Annotated in this window: 14 protein-coding genes and 1 tRNA gene; 4 read left to right on the plus strand and 11 right to left on the minus strand. The window is 33.9% G+C overall.

Features of this window, described 5'->3' with window-relative positions:
- Nucleotides 1–11 precede the first annotated feature (11 nt).
- From DFQ10_RS08425 to DFQ10_RS08445, 5 genes are all read right to left on the minus strand, one after another.
- Nucleotides 12–572: a c-type cytochrome gene (locus tag DFQ10_RS08425; protein ID WP_115816978.1), complete on the minus strand. Its 561-nt coding sequence runs from the start codon at nucleotides 570–572 to the stop codon at nucleotides 12–14.
- Nucleotide 573: 1 nt separating this feature from the next.
- Entirely contained in the window at nucleotides 574–1,113 is a 540-nt protein-coding gene (locus tag DFQ10_RS08430; RefSeq protein WP_115816979.1) for a DUF3341 domain-containing protein, read from the minus strand.
- A gap of 8 nt (nucleotides 1,114–1,121) precedes the next feature.
- Complete coding sequence (gene nrfD / locus DFQ10_RS08435; RefSeq protein ID WP_115816980.1) at nucleotides 1,122–2,870, minus strand: NrfD/PsrC family molybdoenzyme membrane anchor subunit; 1,749 nt, start codon at nucleotides 2,868–2,870, stop codon at nucleotides 1,122–1,124.
- A gap of 25 nt (nucleotides 2,871–2,895) precedes the next feature.
- Nucleotides 2,896–6,174 carry a TAT-variant-translocated molybdopterin oxidoreductase gene (locus DFQ10_RS08440; RefSeq protein ID WP_115816981.1) on the minus strand — a complete coding sequence of 1,093 codons (3,279 nt, stop codon included), beginning with the start codon at nucleotides 6,172–6,174 and terminating at the stop codon, nucleotides 2,896–2,898.
- 150 nt (nucleotides 6,175–6,324) lie between these two features.
- A complete protein-coding gene (locus DFQ10_RS08445) occupies nucleotides 6,325–7,611 on the minus strand; it encodes a c-type cytochrome (RefSeq protein WP_115817221.1) in 1,287 nt (428 codons plus the stop codon).
- A gap of 384 nt (nucleotides 7,612–7,995) precedes the next feature.
- Here DFQ10_RS08445 and DFQ10_RS08450 point away from each other — a divergent pair, with 384 nt between their 5' ends.
- Nucleotides 7,996–8,376 (plus strand): SPOR domain-containing protein, encoded by a 381-nt coding sequence (locus DFQ10_RS08450; protein ID WP_115816982.1) that lies wholly within the window; start codon nucleotides 7,996–7,998, stop codon nucleotides 8,374–8,376.
- Between the two features lie 66 nt (nucleotides 8,377–8,442).
- On the opposite strand, the gene infB is transcribed toward DFQ10_RS08450, so the two are convergent.
- The 3 genes from infB to rimP form a co-directional block, all read right to left on the minus strand.
- Nucleotides 8,443–11,256 (minus strand): translation initiation factor IF-2, encoded by a 2,814-nt coding sequence (infB, locus tag DFQ10_RS08455; RefSeq protein ID WP_115816983.1) that lies wholly within the window; start codon nucleotides 11,254–11,256, stop codon nucleotides 8,443–8,445.
- A gap of 87 nt (nucleotides 11,257–11,343) precedes the next feature.
- The gene (nusA, locus tag DFQ10_RS08460) at nucleotides 11,344–12,576 is read right to left on the minus strand and encodes a transcription termination factor NusA (RefSeq protein ID WP_115816984.1); all 1,233 of its coding nucleotides are present in this window, start codon (nucleotides 12,574–12,576) and stop codon (nucleotides 11,344–11,346) included.
- Nucleotides 12,577–12,588: 12 nt separating this feature from the next.
- Nucleotides 12,589–13,053: a ribosome assembly cofactor RimP gene (gene rimP, locus DFQ10_RS08465; RefSeq protein ID WP_115816985.1), complete on the minus strand. Its 465-nt coding sequence runs from the start codon at nucleotides 13,051–13,053 to the stop codon at nucleotides 12,589–12,591.
- A 153-nt stretch (nucleotides 13,054–13,206) separates the two neighbouring features.
- On the opposite strand from rimP, the gene DFQ10_RS08470 reads away from it, so the two are divergent.
- A complete protein-coding gene (locus DFQ10_RS08470) occupies nucleotides 13,207–14,031 on the plus strand; it encodes a universal stress protein (protein WP_115816986.1) in 825 nt (274 codons plus the stop codon).
- 86 nt (nucleotides 14,032–14,117) lie between these two features.
- Here DFQ10_RS08470 and DFQ10_RS08475 read toward each other — a convergent pair.
- A tRNA-Gln gene (locus DFQ10_RS08475) sits at nucleotides 14,118–14,193 on the minus strand.
- Between the two features lie 151 nt (nucleotides 14,194–14,344).
- Between DFQ10_RS08475 and DFQ10_RS08480 the strand changes: the two genes are divergently transcribed.
- Together DFQ10_RS08480 and DFQ10_RS08485 are read left to right on the plus strand one after the other, a co-directional pair.
- The gene (locus tag DFQ10_RS08480; protein ID WP_115816987.1) at nucleotides 14,345–17,755 is read left to right on the plus strand and encodes a glycosyltransferase family 117 protein; all 3,411 of its coding nucleotides are present in this window, start codon (nucleotides 14,345–14,347) and stop codon (nucleotides 17,753–17,755) included.
- 6 nt (nucleotides 17,756–17,761) lie between these two features.
- Nucleotides 17,762–18,436, plus strand: coding sequence for a polysaccharide deacetylase family protein (locus DFQ10_RS08485; RefSeq protein ID WP_115816988.1), 675 nt, complete (start codon nucleotides 17,762–17,764; stop codon nucleotides 18,434–18,436).
- 51 nt (nucleotides 18,437–18,487) lie between these two features.
- On the opposite strand, the gene DFQ10_RS08490 is transcribed toward DFQ10_RS08485, so the two are convergent.
- Both DFQ10_RS08490 and DFQ10_RS08495 read right to left on the minus strand, forming a co-directional pair.
- Complete coding sequence (locus tag DFQ10_RS08490; RefSeq protein ID WP_115816989.1) at nucleotides 18,488–18,784, minus strand: thioredoxin family protein; 297 nt, start codon at nucleotides 18,782–18,784, stop codon at nucleotides 18,488–18,490.
- 108 nt (nucleotides 18,785–18,892) lie between these two features.
- The gene (locus tag DFQ10_RS08495; protein ID WP_115816990.1) at nucleotides 18,893–20,122 is read right to left on the minus strand and encodes a metallophosphoesterase; all 1,230 of its coding nucleotides are present in this window, start codon (nucleotides 20,120–20,122) and stop codon (nucleotides 18,893–18,895) included.
- Nucleotides 20,123–20,304 lie beyond the last annotated feature (182 nt).

Consider the following 20,304-nt stretch of genomic DNA (forward strand, 5'->3'; position numbering starts at 1 on the left):
TTATCTAAATCTTACTTTTCTAAATCTGCTTTAAGCTTCTCAACATAAGCAACAACTTGCCAACGTTCATTTTCATTCAATTGGTTAGCATAAGAACCCATTGTATTTTTACCATAATAAATGACATGGTATATACTTCCAGTTGTAATAGCTCGACCAACATCACTATAAGCAGGTACACCTAAAATCTTTTCACGTTGTACTAACTTACCTTTACCATCTCCTTTAGTTCCATGACAAATACCACAATATATATCATATAACATTTTACCTTCTTCATAGTTAACCTGTAAAGAATCTAAAGGACTTTTTAAATTAGATTTTGCATAAGCAAAACCTTCATTTGTATTTTCTATTTCAAAAGGCATAAAATCACCTCTTGGTATAGACCCTTCGGCTGGTAATTGTGCTTCAACTCCATTACCAAATGCATCTGATTCTTGATAGGCTTCATAACCAACAGATTCATACATATTTGGCATGTATTGATAGTTAGGTCTAGAGTTCTTTTGGCAAGAAGTAAATCCTACCAATATGACTAATACTACGATATATTTTGTGACTATCTTCATATTAATGTGCGTCTTCATCTTTATCAACAATATTTATCTCAACTGCTCCTGTATTTTTCAACAAGTTAGTTAGTGCTTCTTCATTATTATGAACCGCAATTTCCATTAAAAAGTGGTCATCTGTAGTTCTTGGATCTGGATTCTCAGCCTTCTTAAATGGCCACATTCTACTTCTTAAATAAAATGTAATTACCATTAAATGCGCAGCAAAAAATACCGTAAGCTCAAACATAATAGGTACAAATGCTGGTAAATTTTCTAAATAACTAAAACTTGGCTTACCTCCAATATCTTGAGGCCAATCTTTAATCATTATAAAATTCATCATTACAGTAGCTACCGTAATACCAATACAACCATAAATAAATGCTGTAATAGCCAATCGTGTAGGTGCTAAACCCATTGCCTTGTCTAGTCCGTGAACCGGAAAAGGTGTATATATCTCTTCAATGTGATGCTTTTCTGCTCTTACCGTTTTAACGGCAGACATTAATACATCATCATCTGTATAAATAGCATGAATTACTTTCGAAGCTTCCATAGACTATATTAGTTGTTTAATAAATTTTTAGCTTGTCCTGACCAATCATCACGTTCTGCTCTTCCTGGGAAAGAACCTGTAATTGAATCTAACAAGTCATATTCTTTTTTCGTCATCTTACTTACCTGTAGGAATGTGTAAATACCAATACTATTAAGTACTTCTTCCATTTTAGGACCAATGCCGTTTACTTTCTTCAAATCATCTGCAGTTTCTGTAGCAGCATCAAAAGCACCAATCGTTCCTAAAAGGTCAGTTACTTTTGTTGTATTATCAACAGAAGGTGTTTTTTCTATAATTGGTTTAGTTGGTGTAACAGCAGTTGCACCTAAATTAGATGTTCTTGCATCAGCACCTGTACCTACTAAACTTTCACCGCGTTCTCTAATATTCTTATAACGTTCACCCGATGATTTTAAAATTGTTTTCACTTCTGCTTGCGCAATTACAGGGAATGTACGAGAGTACAATAAGAATAACACAAAGAAGAAACCTATTGTTCCAATAAAAATTCCGATATCTACAAATGTAGGAGAGAACATAGACCAAGACGATGGTAAATAATCTCGATGTAATGACGTCACAATAATTACAAATCGCTCAAACCACATACCAATGTTTACTACAATTGATATAAAGAATGAAAACATAATACTCGTTCTCAATTTCTTGAACCACATAAATTGTGGTGAGAACACATTACAAGACATCATCGCCCAATAAGCCCACCAATAAGGTCCAGTAGCTCTATTTAAGAATGCATATTGTTCGTATTCTACACCAGAATACCAAGCTATAAACAGCTCTGTAATATATGCCACACCAACTATAGAACCTGTAATCATAATTACGATGTTCATTAATTCGATATGTTGTACTGTAATATAATCTTCAAGATTACACACTTTTCTCATAATAATAAGAAGCGTGTTCACCATAGCAAAACCAGAAAATACAGCACCTGCCACAAAGTAAGGTGGAAAAATCGTTGTATGCCAACCTGGAATTACAGATGTAGCGAAATCAAACGATACAATAGTGTGTACTGAAAGTACTAAAGGTGTTGCTAAACCAGCAAGTACCAGAGATACTTCTTCAAAACGTTGCCAGTCTTTTGCACGACCAGACCAACCGAAACTCACTAAAGAATAAATTTTCTTTTGAAAAGGTCTAACAGCTCTATCTCTTAACATCGCAAAATCTGGTAATAAACCTGTCCACCAGAAAACTAATGATACAGATAAGTACGTAGAGATTGCAAATACATCCCAAAGTAACGGTGAGTTAAAGTTTACCCATAAAGATCCAAATTGATTTGGAATAGGTAAAACCCAATACGCTAACCATGGACGACCCATGTGGATAATTGGAAATAAACCAGCTTGTACTACTGAGAAAATGGTCATAGCTTCCGCAGAACGGTTAATTGCCATTCTCCATTTTTGACGGAATAATAATAGTACCGCAGAAATTAATGTTCCTGCGTGACCAATACCAACCCACCAAACGAAGTTAGTAATATCCCAAGCCCAGTTTACGGTCTTATTAAGACCCCAAACTCCAATACCAGTTGATACGGTATAAATAATACAACCTATTCCCCAAAGAAATGCTACTAAAGCAATGCTGAAAACAATCCACCATGCTCTGTTGGCTTTGCCTTCCACTGGTCTTGCTACATCTACTGTAACATCGTGATACGATTTTTCTCCAGTAACTAAAGGTCTTCTAATAGGTGCTTCGTAATGAGACGCCATAATTATATACTTGTTTCTTTAATTATTATGCTTTTGATGTGTTTCTCACTTTTGTCTGATAGATAACGTTTGGTTTTGTGCCTACGCTCTCTAGCAAGTGATACATTCGATCATCTTCTTTTAATTCTGTAATTTTACTGTGCTTGTCATTAACATCACCAAATACCATTGCACCATTTCCACAAGCTGCAGAACATGCAGTTTGGAATTCACCATCTTTAACTTCACGTCCGTCACGTTTTGCATCAAGAATCGTTTTCTGTGTTTTTTGAATACACATAGAACATTTTTCCATAACTCCACGAGAACGTACTACAACATCTGGGTTTAAGACCATACGTCCTAAATCATCATTCATATAGTAATCGAATTCATCATTCTTATTATATAAGAACCAGTTAAAACGACGCACTTTATAAGGACAGTTATTTGCACAGTATCTTGTACCTACACAACGGTTATAAGCCATGTGATTCTGACCTTGACGACCATGAGCTGTTGCAGCAACAGGACAAACCGTTTCACAAGGTGCATGATTACAATGCTGACACATTACTGGCTGAAATGCTACTTGAGGATTATCAGCAGGATGTTCCATCTCACCAAAGCCTCCTAAAGATCCATTATCACCAAATAAACCAGAAAAACCATCTTTCTTAGCATCATCAGCTTCAAATGTATCTTGATGAGAGTAATATCTATCAATACGCAACCAATGCATATCTCTACTACGTCTCATTTCAGTCTTACCAACTACAGGAACGTTATTTTCCGCATGACATGCAATAACACATGCACCACAACCTGTACAAGCGTTTAAGTCAATTGATAAATTAAAATGATGACCAATTGATCTATCAAATTCATCCCATAAATCTACATCTGGAGAAGTTACAGGAGTTTCTATATGGTTAAGAGAAACAACAGGAATTGCATTCCAGTGTTCTTTAGACTTCGTGTTAAAAATTTCTAAGTTAGTTTCTTTAATGATATCTCCACGCCCCATTAAAGTATTATGCAACTGTACACAAGCAAACTCATGTTCACCAGAAGCCTTTTCAATAGTAACATCTTGAACTGAACTGAAGTTTTGATACAACGGATAAGCATTCACTCCCGTTTTCATTTCTTCTTTTAAAGCTTTGGATGTTCTACCAAAACCAAAAGACAATCCAGCTGAACCTTTTGCTTGACCAGGTTGAATAATTACAGGTACAGTTATAGCCTCTGCTCCATTTACTGAAACTTTAGCATAACTACCATTTAAACCACCATTAGCTACATTCCAATTTTTTATATCTAATCTATCAGCATCTGCTTGGGAAAGGGTTAAATAATTATCCCAAGTTGTTCTAGTTATTGGATCTGGAAATTCTTGTAACCATGGGTTATTAGCTTGTTGACCGTCACCCATACCCGTTTTAGTGTAAAGTGACAATTCCATACCATTTGCAACAGTAGTTTTAGCTAATGCTCTTGCAGCTTCACCACCTGATAAGGCTGAAACCGAACCAACAGCACTTACATCTCCATTACTAACATTGGTAGAAGTTGTACTTGTTACGTATTCGTTTTTATCTTCATCTTTGATTCCAACACCAACTGCAACATCATGAATAACACCACCTAAAAAGGTTCTGTCTTTTTTATCCTTTAATTCTGTTGAAGTTGTTTCAATTGTTGAAGAAGAACCTGTTGAACCAGAAACACTTCTATAAGCAGGCATAACAAAAACACCATCTTGAACCGCTTTATTAAATGAAGAACCATTTAGTATATCTTGTGTCCAAACTGATTTTAAATAATCTCTATATGAACCAGACTTGTTAGTCCAACCCATTAATACTTCTTGAAATTGTTTAGTATCAAATAAAGGTCTAATTGTTGGCTGCATCATTGAATAATGACCAGATTTCAATTCAACATCTCCCCAAGATTCTAAATAATGAGGTGCAGCTGCTATGTATTGACAATTTGTTGACGTCTCATCTTGTTTCATAGAGAACGCAACAGATAATTCTGTTTTAGACAAGCCTTCCTTAAAATCAGAAGCATTTGGTAACGTATACATTGGATTAACACCATTCATAATGATGGCACCAACTTTACCTGCTTTCATGTCTGCTACTAATTGAGTAACTGCATTATTATTACCTTGTCTTGTTTTTATAGTAGTCTTAGGATCAAAAGCCTTACTTCTTAAAAACTCATTGATTTCTAAAACAGTAGTTTGTGCATTGACATCTTGAATACCAGAAACTACAACACCATTACTACCAGCTTTACTCAATTCATTAGCTGCAGACTGAACTGCACTAGCTAAGGCCTCAGGAAGATTAATACTTCCTACCGAATTACCTGTAATACTACTATATAATTTAGCTAAAGCTAATTTTTGTTGACTTGGCGTTAAAGGAACACGTTTATCTGCGTTAGCACCTGATAATGACATATTAGATTCAAACTGAATATGTCTAGACATCTTACCATGATCAGGAATACGTTTTTTAGCATAAGCAGAGTCAAAGCCACCACCTTGCCAATCCCCTAAGAAATCAGCTCCAACAGAAACAATTGTCATTGCTTTAGAGAAATCATAATTTGCCATTCCTCTAGTTCCATACTTTGCTTGGTATGCATCTAATGTTGCAGATTCAGAAACAGCATCGTAAGCAACATGACTTACATTACCGTATTTAGCTTTGAATTCAGCAATCAATTTATTTGTAGATGGACTTGGCATAGATTGCGTTAACAACACAATTGCTTTACCATTTAATCCATTTAATTTTGATGATGTTTCAGACATAAAAGTCTCCCAAGAGATAGAAGAACCACCTTTCATTGGTGACTTTACTCTAAGACTATCATATAAACCTAAAACTGAAGCATTAACTCTTGCATTAGCCACTCCATTTGTGCCAGCATCAGTGTTATTCTCAATTTTAATTGGACGTCCTTCTCTTGTCTTTACTAAAACACTAGCAAAATCATAACCATCTGCAATTGTTGTTGCATAATAGTTAGCCACACCTGGAACAATTTCCGTAGGCTGAACAATATAAGGTATAGACTTAATCACTGGTCCTTCACAAGCCGCTAACGAAGCAGCTGCTGTACTAAAACCAACGTATTTTAAGAAATCACGACGCGAAGTTGATGAAGACCCTAATGAATCTTTATCTCCTAAAAACTCATCAGTTGGAATTTCTTCCACAAACTCATTTTGTTGAAGCGCCTCAACAATAGAGCTATTTTCGTTTAGCTCTTCAACACTTTTCCAGTATTTCTTGTTTGATGACATAGTGTTTATTTATAATTTTTTGATTTACAATTTACGACTCTTTATCTATACTCTTTATTCGTAATTCGTCAATCGTAATTTTTTTGTTATTTTCTTTTCTCTATAATGAGATTTCCATTACACAGTACTTTCTCTACTAATATACAATTATTAGTAGTGACACTTACCACATTCTAAACCACCCATTTGTGCTACGGTTAATTTATCAACACCGTATTTTTTAGATAGTTCTTCGTGAATTTTAGTATAGTAAGCATTATCCTTAACTTTTACATCTGTTTCTCTATGACAGTTAATACACCAACCCATAGTCAATGGAGCATGTTGATACATAATTTCCATTTCTTCAACAGGACCATGACAAGTCTGACACTCTATACCACCAACCACAACGTGTTGTGAGTGATTAAAATAAGCGAAGTCAGGTAAGTTGTGTATTCTTATCCACTTTACAGGTTTAGAATCACCAGTATAACCAGTACCATCCCATCCTACAGCTTCATATAATTTCTGAATTTCAGCATTGTAATCTACACCATACTCGGTTCCTTCGGCCAATGTTTCTGGAGCCACTTCTGAAATTGATTTATGACAATTCATACAAACATTTAAAGAAGGAATACCAGAAGTTTTACTTACTCTAGCAGAAGAGTGACAATATTTACAATCAATACCATTATCACCAGCATGGATTCTATGCGAATAATGTATTGGCTGAACAGGTTCGTAACCTTGATCTATACCTACCTGCATAAAATACCCATACACAAAGTAACCACTAGCTAATAAAAAGACAATTGCAGTTACTAAAACCAAAAATTGATTTTGAGCAAAAGCCTTCCATAACGGTGTTCTTTTAGATTGACCTACAACATCTATCCCTTTAGCATCAGCAAAACGATCTAACGTACGCTTTACTAAAACTAAAGCCATTGCCAATAACCCAAACAATACAGCTAAAGCTCCAAGTATTAAATCATTTGAAACTCCGCCTTCTTGAGCACCAGCATCTGCAACAGCGTTCTGTGCAACAATAGGCTCTTTTTTCTCTTCAGCAGTATAAGCCAAGATATCAGAAATATCCTGATCACTTAACTGAGGAAATGCTGTCATAGCAATTCCGTTATTATCGTTAAACACCTTGTTAGCATACGCATCACCAGACTTGATAAGCGCAGAACTATTTCTTATCCAAGCACTAAGCCATTCTCTACCTAAACCTTGCTCATCAGCTAATCTAGCTTCAATGTTACGTAAAGCTGGACCTGTCATTGCCTTATCTAATTTATGACAAGCTGCACAATTAGAATTATAAAGTGATTTCCCATTAACTGGATCACCTTCTTGAGCTATAAGTGAGGTTGAAAACGTAAGCAATAGAACAAGACAAAGACGATACATCTTTGAGGTTAAACTACAGTAAATCACCTGTTTCATATTATTAGTTGGATTATCTTCTAAACTTTGGTACGATTTTTTCATTAAAAACTTAAAAAAACGTCTTTATAAAAACTCTGGCAAAAGTAACATTTAAAGTGGATTTTGAAAATCTTAGAGAACTGTTAATATATAATTTATACCAATTCTAAATAAAGTATTTTGAAATTTTAAGCATGAATAATCGTTCCAAATATATAGACCGCTTGAAGCGCAATTGATTACACTATGAAATACAGCGAAAAAAAATTACACATGTTTCCTTGAAAACTCTACCTTTGCCACTACACTTGATAGTAATTAATAATATGTTCAAAATTTCATCTTTTAATACAATGATTTTAGAGAACAATACACACTAACAAAAAACAAAAAATTAACTATATGAAATTAAACAGCAAATCCGTTTACCTTATACTTTTAAGCACTCTCTTAGCCTTGACACTGCAAGCCCAAGAAGGTGTGGTAACTATTAGTCAAGATGATGCCATAGATAAATTGCTAGAATATAAAAAAGACATTAAAACCTCAAAGGTTTTTAAAATACAAGTGTATAATAGCATAGATCCTGATAAAGCACAACGCGAAAAAGCAAATTTTTTAAATTCTTATAATGAATGGCCTGTTGAAATTGTATGGAATACTCCAAACTATAAGGTATGGGTAGGGAATTTTGCAACACGACTAGAGGCAGATAGAGCTTTAGTAAAGATTAAGAAAAAATATATGTACGCAAATATTCTTCAGCCTAAGACAGACGATTAGAAACGTATATTTATCCCATAAAAAAACCGACAATTGCTTGTCGGTTTTTTTATTTCTTATAAGTAATTATTTCAACTTTTTCTTAACTTCTACTTCTTGGAAAGCTTCAATTACATCTCCAATAACAATGTCGTTATAGTTTTTAATTTGCATACCACAATCGTAGCCTTTTGCAACTTCTCTAACGTCGTCTTTAAATCGTTTTAAGGCATCTAACGTACCTGTATGAACAACAACTCCATCTCTAATGATTCTTATGTTAGAATTTCTAAAGATTTTACCGTTCATTACCATACAACCAGCAATGTTACCTACTTTAGATACTTTAAATATTTCTCTAATTTCTGCTGTACCAGTAACCTCTTCTTTTAACTCTGGAGATAACATACCTTCCATTGCATCTTTAAGATCGTTAATGGCTGCATAGATAATTGAATAAGTTCTGATATCAATTTCTTCTTTATCAGCAATCATTCTTGCATTTCCAACAGGACGTACATTAAATCCAACAATAATAGCATCTGAAGCTGTTGCTAATAACACATCACTTTCCGTAATGGCACCAACACCTTTATGAATAATATTAACTTGAATCTCTTCAGTAGATAATTTCTGGAAAGAATCTGTTAAAGCTTCCACTGATCCATCTACATCACCTTTAAGGATAATATTAAGCTCTTGGAAATCACCAAGTGCAATACGTCTTCCAATTTCATCAAGTGTAATATGTCGTTGCGTTCTTACTGATTGCTCTCTCTGTAACTGTGTACGTTTAGTTGCAATCTGTTTCGCTTCACGTTCATCTGCAAAGACATTAAACTTATCACCTGCTTGAGGCGCTCCATCTAAACCTAGTATAGATACCGGAGTTGCAGGACCAGCTGTTCTAACATCTTGTCCTCGCTCATCTTGCATCGCTTTTACTTTACCACTATTTTTTCCTGCTAAAACATAATCACCAACTTTTAACGTACCTGCTTGTACTAAAATAGTTGAAACGTAACCTCTACCTTTATCTAAGTAGGCTTCAACTACTGTTCCACTAGCTGCTTTATTTGGATTAGCTTTTAATTCTAATAGTTCTGCTTCAAGTAATACTTTCTCTAAAAGCTCTTTTACACCTGTTCCCATTTTAGCAGAAATATCATGAGATTGAATTTTCCCACCCCAATCTTCTACTAAGAGATTCATTTGTGCTAAACCTTCTTTTACTTTTTCAGGATTAGCATCTGGTTTATCAATTTTATTTATTGCAAAAACGATTGGCACACCAGCCGCTTGTGCATGAGAAATAGCTTCTTTTGTTTGTGGCATTATAGCATCATCTGCTGCAACAACAATAATAGCAATATCTGTTACTTGAGCACCACGAGCACGCATCGCTGTAAAGGCTTCGTGACCTGGTGTATCTAAAAATGCAATTTTCTGTCCGTTTTCTAGCTCTACTCCATAAGCACCAATATGCTGCGTTATACCACCAGATTCACCAGCAATTACATTCTCTTTACGTATATAATCTAATAATGAAGTTTTACCGTGATCTACGTGACCCATTACCGTAACAATTGGTGCACGAGGTAATAAATCTTTTGGATCATCCACTACATCTTCAATTGACTCCTCAATATCAGCTTTAATGAATTCTACATCATAACCAAACTCTTCTGCAACAATAGTTAATGTTTCTGCATCTAATCTTTGGTTCATGGTTACCATCATACCTAAAGACATACATGCCGAAATAACCTGAGTTACACCAACCTCCATCATTGTAGCAACTTCACTTACCGTTACAAACTCAGTAACCTTAAGTGTTTTACTTTCTGCAGCTGCGATTTCTTGGTCGATTTCCGTTTGTTGACGGTGTTGATCTCTTTTATCTCTACGGTATTTTGCTCCTTTACCTTTATTAGATTTACCTTGAAGCTTTTCTAAAGTTTCACGGATTTGTTTTTGTACATCTTCTTCACTTGGCTCTTCCTTAACCACTTTAGGTCTCGTATTACCACCTCTTCCTTTTGGTGCACCTCTTTTATTATCGAAGTTTGGTTTTGCACCAGAATCATTTCCACCTTTACTAATTCTACGTCTTTTGCGCTTATTAGCATCGCCTGCACCACTTGGTTTAACTTCCTTTTTCTTCTTAGGTTTATTAAATTGAGATAAGTCAATTTTTTTACCAGTTGTAACTGGACCAGTAAGCTTTTTGTATTGAGTCTTTAGAGTTTCTTCAACAGGTTCTGTTGATTGCTTTGGCTCTTCTTTTTTAGCTTCCTCTTTTTTAGGAATCTCTTTTTTAGTACTCTCTTTTATTTTGGTCTCTTCAGCTTTAACAACTTTTTCAACCTTTTCTGGAGTTTCCACTTTAGCAACTTTCTCTACCTTCTCAACTTTCTCAGTTTCTTTAGGTTTTTCAGCTACTTTAGTTTCCTCCTTAGGTTTTTCAGACTTTTCTACTGGTTTTTCAGCTTTAGGAGTTTCCTTTACCTCAGGAGCTTTAGGAGTTTCCTCCTTTTCAACCTTAGGCTTTTTATCTAAGTCAATTTTACCAACTTGTTTTGGCCCACTTAACTCAGCTTTCGCTTTAACCACAGATTCTCGTTCTGCTTTTTGCTTTTGCTTTTCTTCAATTTCGCGCTCTCTCTGTTCGCGAAGCTCTTCTTTTTCTTTAAGTTTTGCTTCACTTACTTCTTGAGCTTTTTCACGCTTAGATGCATCAGTCTGAAATTCACCTGAAAGCGTGTTATAAACCTCTTGCGAAATTTTAGTATTAGGGCTTTTCTCAATATTGATACCTTTGGATTCTAAAAAATCCACAGCACGATCTATTGAGATATTTAATTCCCTTAATACTTTATTTAATCTTGTTGTTTGAGCCATAAACTGCCTGTAAAATACTTAAATATATGTTATACCAATATAACTTCAAAATGAAATACTAAAAAATCATTTTAAAATTAGCTGATATTATTCTTCAAATTCCTCTCTTAGAATCCTAATGACATCTAAGATTGTTTCTTCTTCTAAATCTGTACGCTTCACTAAATCATTAACATCTTGCTCTAAAATACTTTTTGCAGTATCTAAACCAGCTTTGCTAAATTCTGAAATTACCCAACCTTCAATCTCATCAGAGAATTCTTTTAATTCCACATCTTCTTCTGCTCCTTCTCTAAATACGTCAATCTCATAACCTGTTAGTTGACCAGCCAAACGAATGTTGTGACCACCTCTACCAATAGCTTTTGAAACCTCTTCTGGTTTTAATAACACCTCAGCACGCATATTTTCTTCGTCTAATTTTAAAGACGTTACTCTTGCTGGGCTCAATGCTCTCGTTACAAAAAGTTGAACATTGTTTGTATAATTAATTACATCGATATTCTCATTTCCTAACTCACGTACAATACCGTGAATTCTTGAACCTTTCATACCAACACAAGCTCCAACTGGATCGATTCTATCATCATAAGAATCTACTGCAACTTTCGCTTTTTCTCCTGGAATACGAACCACTTTTTTAACCGTAATTAAACCATCAAAAACCTCAGGTATTTCTTGTTCGAATAATTTCTCAAGAAACACAGGAGATGTTCTAGACATTATAATCGCTGGCTTGCTTCCTTTTAATTCTACACTTTCAATAATTCCTCTTACATTTTCCCCTTTTCTGAAGAAATCTGAAGGAATTTGTTTGTCCTTTGGAAGTATAATTTCATTACCATCATCATCTAACAAAATGATTGCTCTATGACGAATGTGATGAACTTCTGCTGTATAAATCTCACCTTCAAGCTCTTTAAAGTGCTTGTAAATGTTAGTATTATCGTGTTCGTGAATCTTAGAAATTAAATTCTGTCTTAATGCTAAGATAGAACGTCTTCCAAGATCAATTAACTTCACTTCTTCTGCAACGTCTTCACCAACTTCAAAATCTGGTTCGATTTTTTGAGCTTCAGATAATGCAATTTCTTGATTTGGTTCTTCAACTTCACCATCTGCAACAACGATTCGGTTTCTCCAAATTTCTAAATCTCCTTTATCTGGGTTTATAATGATATCAAAGTTATCGTCATCACCATACTTCTTCTTCAATGCATTACGTAACACATCTTCAAGAATCGCCATTAGCGTAACTCTATCTATTAATTTGTCGTCCTTAAATTCTGAAAATGACTCAATTAACGCTACATTTTCCATAATTGATATGAATTAAAATTTTATTTTAACTTTTGCTTCTTTAATATTATCAAAAGCAACAGTTTCTGATTTAGCTACTGTTACCTTTCCTTTTCCTATTGGTTTTGGCTCTCTTGCTTTCCAGCTCAAAACCACACCGTCATTATTTACTTCAGTAAGTTCTCCTTCAAAATTTTGACCATCTAACGTCTTAACCTCTAAATTTCTACCTACATGCTTATTATACTGTCTTGGTAAAATTAAAGGTGTCGCAGCGCCTGATGATAAAACTTCTAAAGAAAAATCATGTTCTTCTCTATCAATATTGTGTTCAATGGCTCTACTAATAAACATACAGTCCTCTACTAGCACACCATTATCTCCGTCTATTACAATTTTAACAGCATTATCACCAGACAAACTGAAGTCTATTAAAAATAGATCTTGTCTCTCGTCTAATGCGGTTTGTAATAAGTCTTCTACTGTTTTCTTAAACATTATTTGATATAAAAAGAGAGGACTTTTCGTCCTCTCGCTTATTTATTTTTAGTAAACAACGGTGCAAATATACGACATTTATATTAATTTATCCAAGCTATGTATTGTCGAATAATTTTCTTAGATTTAGAAAACTAATCAAAAACAACAAAAATGAATAAAATATTAGTTCCTACGGATTTTTCAGATCAAGCGGAGAATGCTCTAAAAGTAGCAGCAATGCTTGCTAAAACTTATAATGCTGAGATTTATTTGCTTCACATGATGGAAATTCCTATGCAACATACAGATCCTGCAAACGCTTATAGTGATATTCCTGAAACTCTGTTTTTTATGAAATTGGCACAAAAAAGATTTGCAGATCTTATGGAGCAAGACTATTTACAAGGCATTACTGTACATGAAACTGTAAAAGCCGATATTACATTTAATGAAATTAAAGATTCTTGTAAAGAATTAGATATAGATTTTATTGTAATGGGCTCTCATGGCGCAACTGGTCTTAAAGAAATGTTTGTAGGCTCTAATGCAGAAAAAGTTGTTCGCACTTCTGAAGTACCTGTTTTAGTAATTAAAAATGAGCACAATAGTTTTGATGTATCTGATTTTGTATTTGCTTCAGATTTTAAAAATGATAACAAAGACACTTACAAACAAGCTGTTAAATTCGCTGAAGCGTTTGGATCAAAAATTCATTTATTATTAGTTATTACTTCTAGTAATTTTATGACAACGTATGAAGCAAAAAGTAGAATCAATGATTTTATTTCTGGTCAAAAATTTGATAATTACACCATAACCATACACAACGATACTACGGTAGAACAAGGTATTTTGAATGTCTCTAAGGATTTAAATGCAGATTTAATTGGGATTAGCACGCACGGAAGACAAGGTATTGCCCATTTCTTTAATGGTAGCATCAGTGAAGATTTAGTAAACCACGCTAAACGACCAGTAATTACTTTTAAAATTTAAAAACCAACGGCTTCGCTATTAAAACGCAAGCTTATATGATAAAAACGAAAAAATCCTAATCAGTAATGATTAGGATTTTTTTCTTCTGGTTGGCCCACTAGGTTTCGAACCTAGACTCTTCTGCACCAAAAACAGACGTGTTACCAGTTACACCATAGGCCAATCTCTCAATTTGAGGGTGCAAATTTAATACAAAGTTTCACTTAGACAAAAAAAAACAACAAAATATTTGAAAATACTTAACGTTAACTTAAAAATGTAGGCGTTTAGGGAATAATTAGTAAATTCGCCAGCATTAATAAGCAAGGTTTTCATGACAGATTTTAACTTTAAAAAGTGGAACAACATCTTAGGGTGGTTTGTTTTTGCCGTAGCAGTTGTAGTTTACGGTCTTACTATTGAGCCAACCGTTAGTTTCTGGGACGCTGGAGAGTACATTCTTACATCTTCTAAATTACAAGTGGGTCATCCACCAGGAGCACCTTTATTTCAAATGTTTGGAGCTTTTTTCTCAATGTTTGCCTTAGAACCTTCTCAAATTGGTGCTATAATGAACATGATGAGTGGTGTTGCAAGTGCATTTACCATTCTTTTTATGTTTTGGACCATAAGTATTTTACTTGTAAAACTTGTAAAATATAATAAAGATGATAGTCCAAGTAAGGCATATGCTATTTTAGGTAGTGCAATGGTTGGTAGTTTAGCTTTTACTTTTACAGATTCATTTTGGTTTAATGCTGTAGAAACTGAAGTTTATGCGATGGCAACCTTAATTATGGCCGTTTTATTTTATTTAGGATTACGTTGGGAACAAGATATGAACGAACCTAGAGGTAACCGTTGGTTAATCTTAATAGCCTTTGTTATTGGTTTATCTTTTGGTGTTCACTTTATGGGATTATTAACTATTCCTGCTATTGGTCTTCTTTATTACTTTAAAAACTACAAAACTATTACAGTTAAGAATTTCATCATTGCAAATATTGCTTCTGCTGCAATTCTATTATTTATATTCAAATTATTATTACCATCTACATTAAAGCTTTTCGGTTATTTAGAAGTGTTTTTTGTAAACTCTATTGGATTACCTTTTAATTCTGGAACTATAATTACAGGATTAATGGTTATAGGATTGTTCTATTTCGGATTGAATGTTACACAAAAAAAAGGATTGAAACATGCGAATACTCTAGTCCTTTGTTTAATGTTTATTTTTATAGGCTTCTCATCTTGGATGATGTTACCTATTCGTGCAAACGCACAAGTAGTTATTAATGAAAATAACCCTTCCGATGCTAGAGAACTTTTAGCTTATTATAATCTAGAACAATATCCAGAAACGCATTTATTTTATGGACCACAGTTTACAGAAATCTATTCTGGCGCTGATAAAGATGAACCTTTTGTAGACGATAAAAAGAATTACGAGCGCGATGAAGAAGCTGGTAAATATGTTATTATTAACGACTGGGAAAAGAGCAAACAGAACTATAACCATGAGCACGCTTCTATTCTTCCAAGAATGTGGAGTTCTGAACATGCTGAAAATTACATGATGTTTACTGGTTTAATTGACTTTAAAGTAGATCCTAACCTGCAAACACGTGCATACAATGAAGCAATGAATGCAGGTTTATCAGAAGAACAATCTGGACGATATGCTTTGGGTGAGAAGCAACAATTTGACCAACTCGTAAATGATTTTAAAATGCGAGTGGCCAGAGGTGAAATTGATTATGAAGATTACAATCAGTTTTTAAAGCGTTACGGGCAACAATATTTGGTTATCGAAAAACCGTCGTTTACAGACAATATTATGTACATGTTACAATATCAATTTGGTTACATGTATTGGAGATATTTTATGTGGAATTTTACAGGTAGACAAGACGATATTCAAGGAAGATACACGTATAAAAATGGTAATTGGATTTCTGGAATAAACGTTATTGATGAAATGCATTTAGGCGTTTCACAAGATAATTTACCAACAGACGTTTTAGAAAACAAATCGCGAAACACCTATTACTTCTTGCCACTAATATTAGGTTTAGTTGGTTTCTTTTTCTTAATGTATTCCGATTTAAAACGTTTTTGGGTATTATTAGTATTCTTCTTATTAACAGGTTTAGCAATTCAGTTTTATACTAATATTAGACCTTTTGAGCCTAGAGAACGTGATTATTCCGTTGTAGGTTCGTTTTATGTATTTGCTATTTGGATTGGTTTTGGAGTTTATGCGATTTATGATTTATTAAGATCGAGCATTAAAACGAAATTTTTAGCACCAGCCATTACTTTGGTTTGTATTATTATAGTGCCAGGAGTGTTGGCTGCAAATAATTGGGACGATCATGATCGTTCTGGAAAATATACTACAAATTCTATGGCTCGCAAATATTTAGAGTCTTGTGCGCCAAATGCAATTCTATTTACCATTGGAGACAACGATACATTTCCACTTTGGTATTTACAAGAAATAGAAGGAGTACGAACAGATGTGCGTGTGGTTAACACTAGTTTATTTCAAACCGATTGGTACATTGACCAAATGAAACGAAAAGCATATGACAGTGACCCTATTCCTTCGCAATTAACACACAATCAATATAGAGGCGGAACTAGAGACGTTATTGCTTATAAAGAGATCAGTGAGAAAATTGCTAGAGACACCCTAGATATTAAGCAATTTATGGATTTCATTTCTAGTGAAAAACCTAACACCAAAGTAAAGTTTGCTGTTGAAGCACAACAAGATGATCCTGAGCGTTACCCTAAACACTTATTAAATTCAAATTATTACCCAACCCGTAATATTAGTATTCCTGTTAACAAGGAAATGGTGCTTAAAAATGGAATAGTTAAACCAAAAGATGCAGATAAAATAGTAGATCACCTTTATACTCAGGTTAGCGGAAGTTACATCTATAAAAATCGCCTTTTGATGTTAGATATCCTTGCAAATAACAATTGGGAAAGACCAATATACTTTACAGGTGGTGCATTTGGAGCAGAAGATTACGTTTGGTTAAAAGATTATTTACAACTAGATGGTATGTGTTATAAACTAGTACCTATTAAAACGGCTGTAGATAGAGCTAATCCTTATGATATGGGACGCGTAGATCCTGACCTTATGTATGATATGGTGAAGAACTGGGAATGGGGAGGCAGTGGTGAAGATATGTACTACGATATTGAAACTAGACGAAACGGTATTACCTATAGAGGAAATTTAGCCCGTTTAATTGAAAGTCTTATCAATGAGGAAAAACTAGATAAAGCAGAAGAAATTGCAGACATCGCTATGGAAAAAATGCCTGTGGATAAATTTGGTTTCTATTCTTTACTCGAACCTTACGTTAGCGCATATTATGAAATTGGAAATGTAGAAAAGGGACGTGCACTTTATAAAGATGTAGCTAAAAAATATCAAGAAAACTTGGTATATTACAGTGGTCTATCTATAGAAAACCAAGAACAAAAAGTTGGAGAAGAAATTTATTTAGACATTCAACGTTACAGAGCATTAATAGATATTTTAGTCATCTATAATGATAAAGATTTTGCTTTACAAGAGACAAAGACCTTTAATAGCTATTTAACCCTATTTGATGAGCTAATGGATCGCTACAGTGATGATGAGTTACCAGAAGTACCAGATGATATGGACATGCAAAATGTTATAAAAGATACTATAGAAAGAATCGCTCCTGAGAATTAATTGAATATGAAGATTATTCCAGCTAAAACACCAGGCTTTGTAAAATCATTGTTCCCAAATTTTATCTGGAATATCAACACTAGCAATAAAGAACTCTACCTCACTTTTGATGATGGTCCCACTCCCGAAATTACAGATTGGGTACTTGCTACATTAAAAGATTATAATGCAAAAGCCACCTTTTTTTGCATTGGAAAAAATATTGAAAAGCATTCAGAAATTTTTCAAAACATAATTAAAGATGGGCATTCCGTTGGAAATCACACTTACGATCACTTAAAAGGTTGGAAAACAAAAACCAAAACGTATGTTGAAAATATAGAATTTACAGATTCTGTAATGCAGTTTCAAATTCAAAACTCAACATTTAAGGACAGTAATGCGGTAAACTCAGCCAAAATTTTTAGACCACCATACGGTAAGTTTAAAACGAAACAGAGTAAACAAATTCAAAAATTAGGCTATAAAATTATATTGTGGGATGTTTTATCTTATGACTGGGATCACACTGTAAAAGAAGAAGCTTGTCTTAAAAATGTAACCTCAGCAGCCAAAGAAGGTAGTATCATTGTATTTCATGATAGCGTGAAAGCATCAAGAAATTTAAAATATGTACTCCCAAAGGTTTTGGAATATTATAGTGAAAAGGGCTATGAATTTAAAGGTATTTTTAAGCCGTGAAAGAAAGTTTTTGTGTTCCTTAAATTATATCTTAAAGAAAAGTCACGGACCTTAGACGTATTCTTGTATAATCGCTATTAAAGTATTGGCATCTTGCTCACCACTATGCCTCCATTTCATTTCACCATTTTTGTAGATAATTAAGGTCGGTAAACCCTTTACACGTAGAGCCTCTGCAAGTTCCGTATTCTTATCAACGTCAATTTTTATTACTCTAGCTTTATCGCCTAATGCTGCTGCAACATCCCTGAGTATTGGATGCATAGCTATAGATTGATCGTTTTGTTCAGTATAAAAGTCCAATAACACTGGAATTTCAACATCAATTAATTCACCAAATTTTGACATAGATTTTCGTTTTAGTCAAATTAACAAGCACCTCAGACCTACAAAAATTAAACAGTAAACGTTTTAAATGAGATGCTCAATAATATAAAAATACGCAATTCTTTACAATTATGCACTTTTAGCTCCTTTTTTGAGCTCAATCACTGTGATTTCTGGCCAAATACCAACACGTCCTGGGTAACCTAAATAGCCAAATCCTCTATTAACATTAATATGTTGATTTAATTCAGTATAAATACCTGCCCAATATTTATATCTCCATTTTGCTGGACTCCATTTAATCCAACCAGGTATTTCAATTCCAAATTGCATACCATGTGTATGACCGCTTAACGTTAAATGGTAATGATAAGGATCTCTTAAAACCCTAGCTTCCCAATGACTTGGATCGTGAGTCATTAAAATTTTAAAATCTTCTGATTGTATTTGCGATGCTGCTTTTTCTAAATCTCCTGCTTTTTTAAAAGGTCCTTTTCCCCAATTCTCAACACCAACTAACGCTAATCGTTGACCATTTTTTTCGAGATAACGACTTTCATTTAGTAATAAATCGAAACCCATCTCTTTTTGAATGTTTTTTAATTCTTCGAGATTTTGATTTTTTTCTTCTTTACTATTCCAATCTACGTAATCACCATAATCATGATTTCCCAAAATAGAAAACTTGCCATCCTTAGCTTTTAATCGACCGAAGGTTTCCATCCATGGCAACATTTCAGAGGCTTTATTATTTACCATATCTCCTGTAAATAACAATACATCAGATTTTTGCTCATTAATTAAATCAATAGCATATTCAATTTTCTCTTTATTATCAAAACTACCAGAATGAATATCACTAATCTGAGTGATTTTATAACCATCAAAAGCTTCAGGCAAATCATCAAAATGAAGGGTATAATTTAAAACTCTAAAGTTGTATTTACCCTGAAACATACCATAAAGTAAAGAGGAAAGCGGAATAGCAGCGATTCCTAAAGCAACTTGACTCACAAACTTTCTCCGCGATGGTAAATAAAAGGCATCTTTTTGAGTCATTACTTTTTCGTACAAACCAATAGCGCTTCTAATAATATCTTCACCAATTAAAAAAGGCAACAACACTAAATTAAAAGCTGAAAACGCCAATAAAAACCCAAAGGCATAACTTTTACTCAGTGTTAGTACGCGACCTTCATTGCTCATCGCAAACTGAAAAATAAAATTACCAACGACAATGAGTGTAATCCCAAAATAGATAAAATAAACCCAAGGTTGCTTGGTTACCGTTTTTACAGCCTGAAAACCGTAAATAGTCAGTATTATAAATAAAATAGAAAAAAACACCCAACGAATCATCACGACTTTTACTTTTAGAATACAAATTTAAAACTATGAAATGGTTCTTATCTTATGAAAGTGTTAAAGGTTTTAATTTGAAGACCTTAATGCTAAACGTATTTTATTTTATCAAAACCCGTTCACCAACAACAATGTAAAAAAGGAATCTCGTCAGAACTTTACTGAATTGCATTTTACTA

This window comes from Winogradskyella eximia (genome assembly GCF_003386165.1).
Lineage (GTDB): Bacteria > Bacteroidota > Bacteroidia > Flavobacteriales > Flavobacteriaceae > Winogradskyella > Winogradskyella eximia.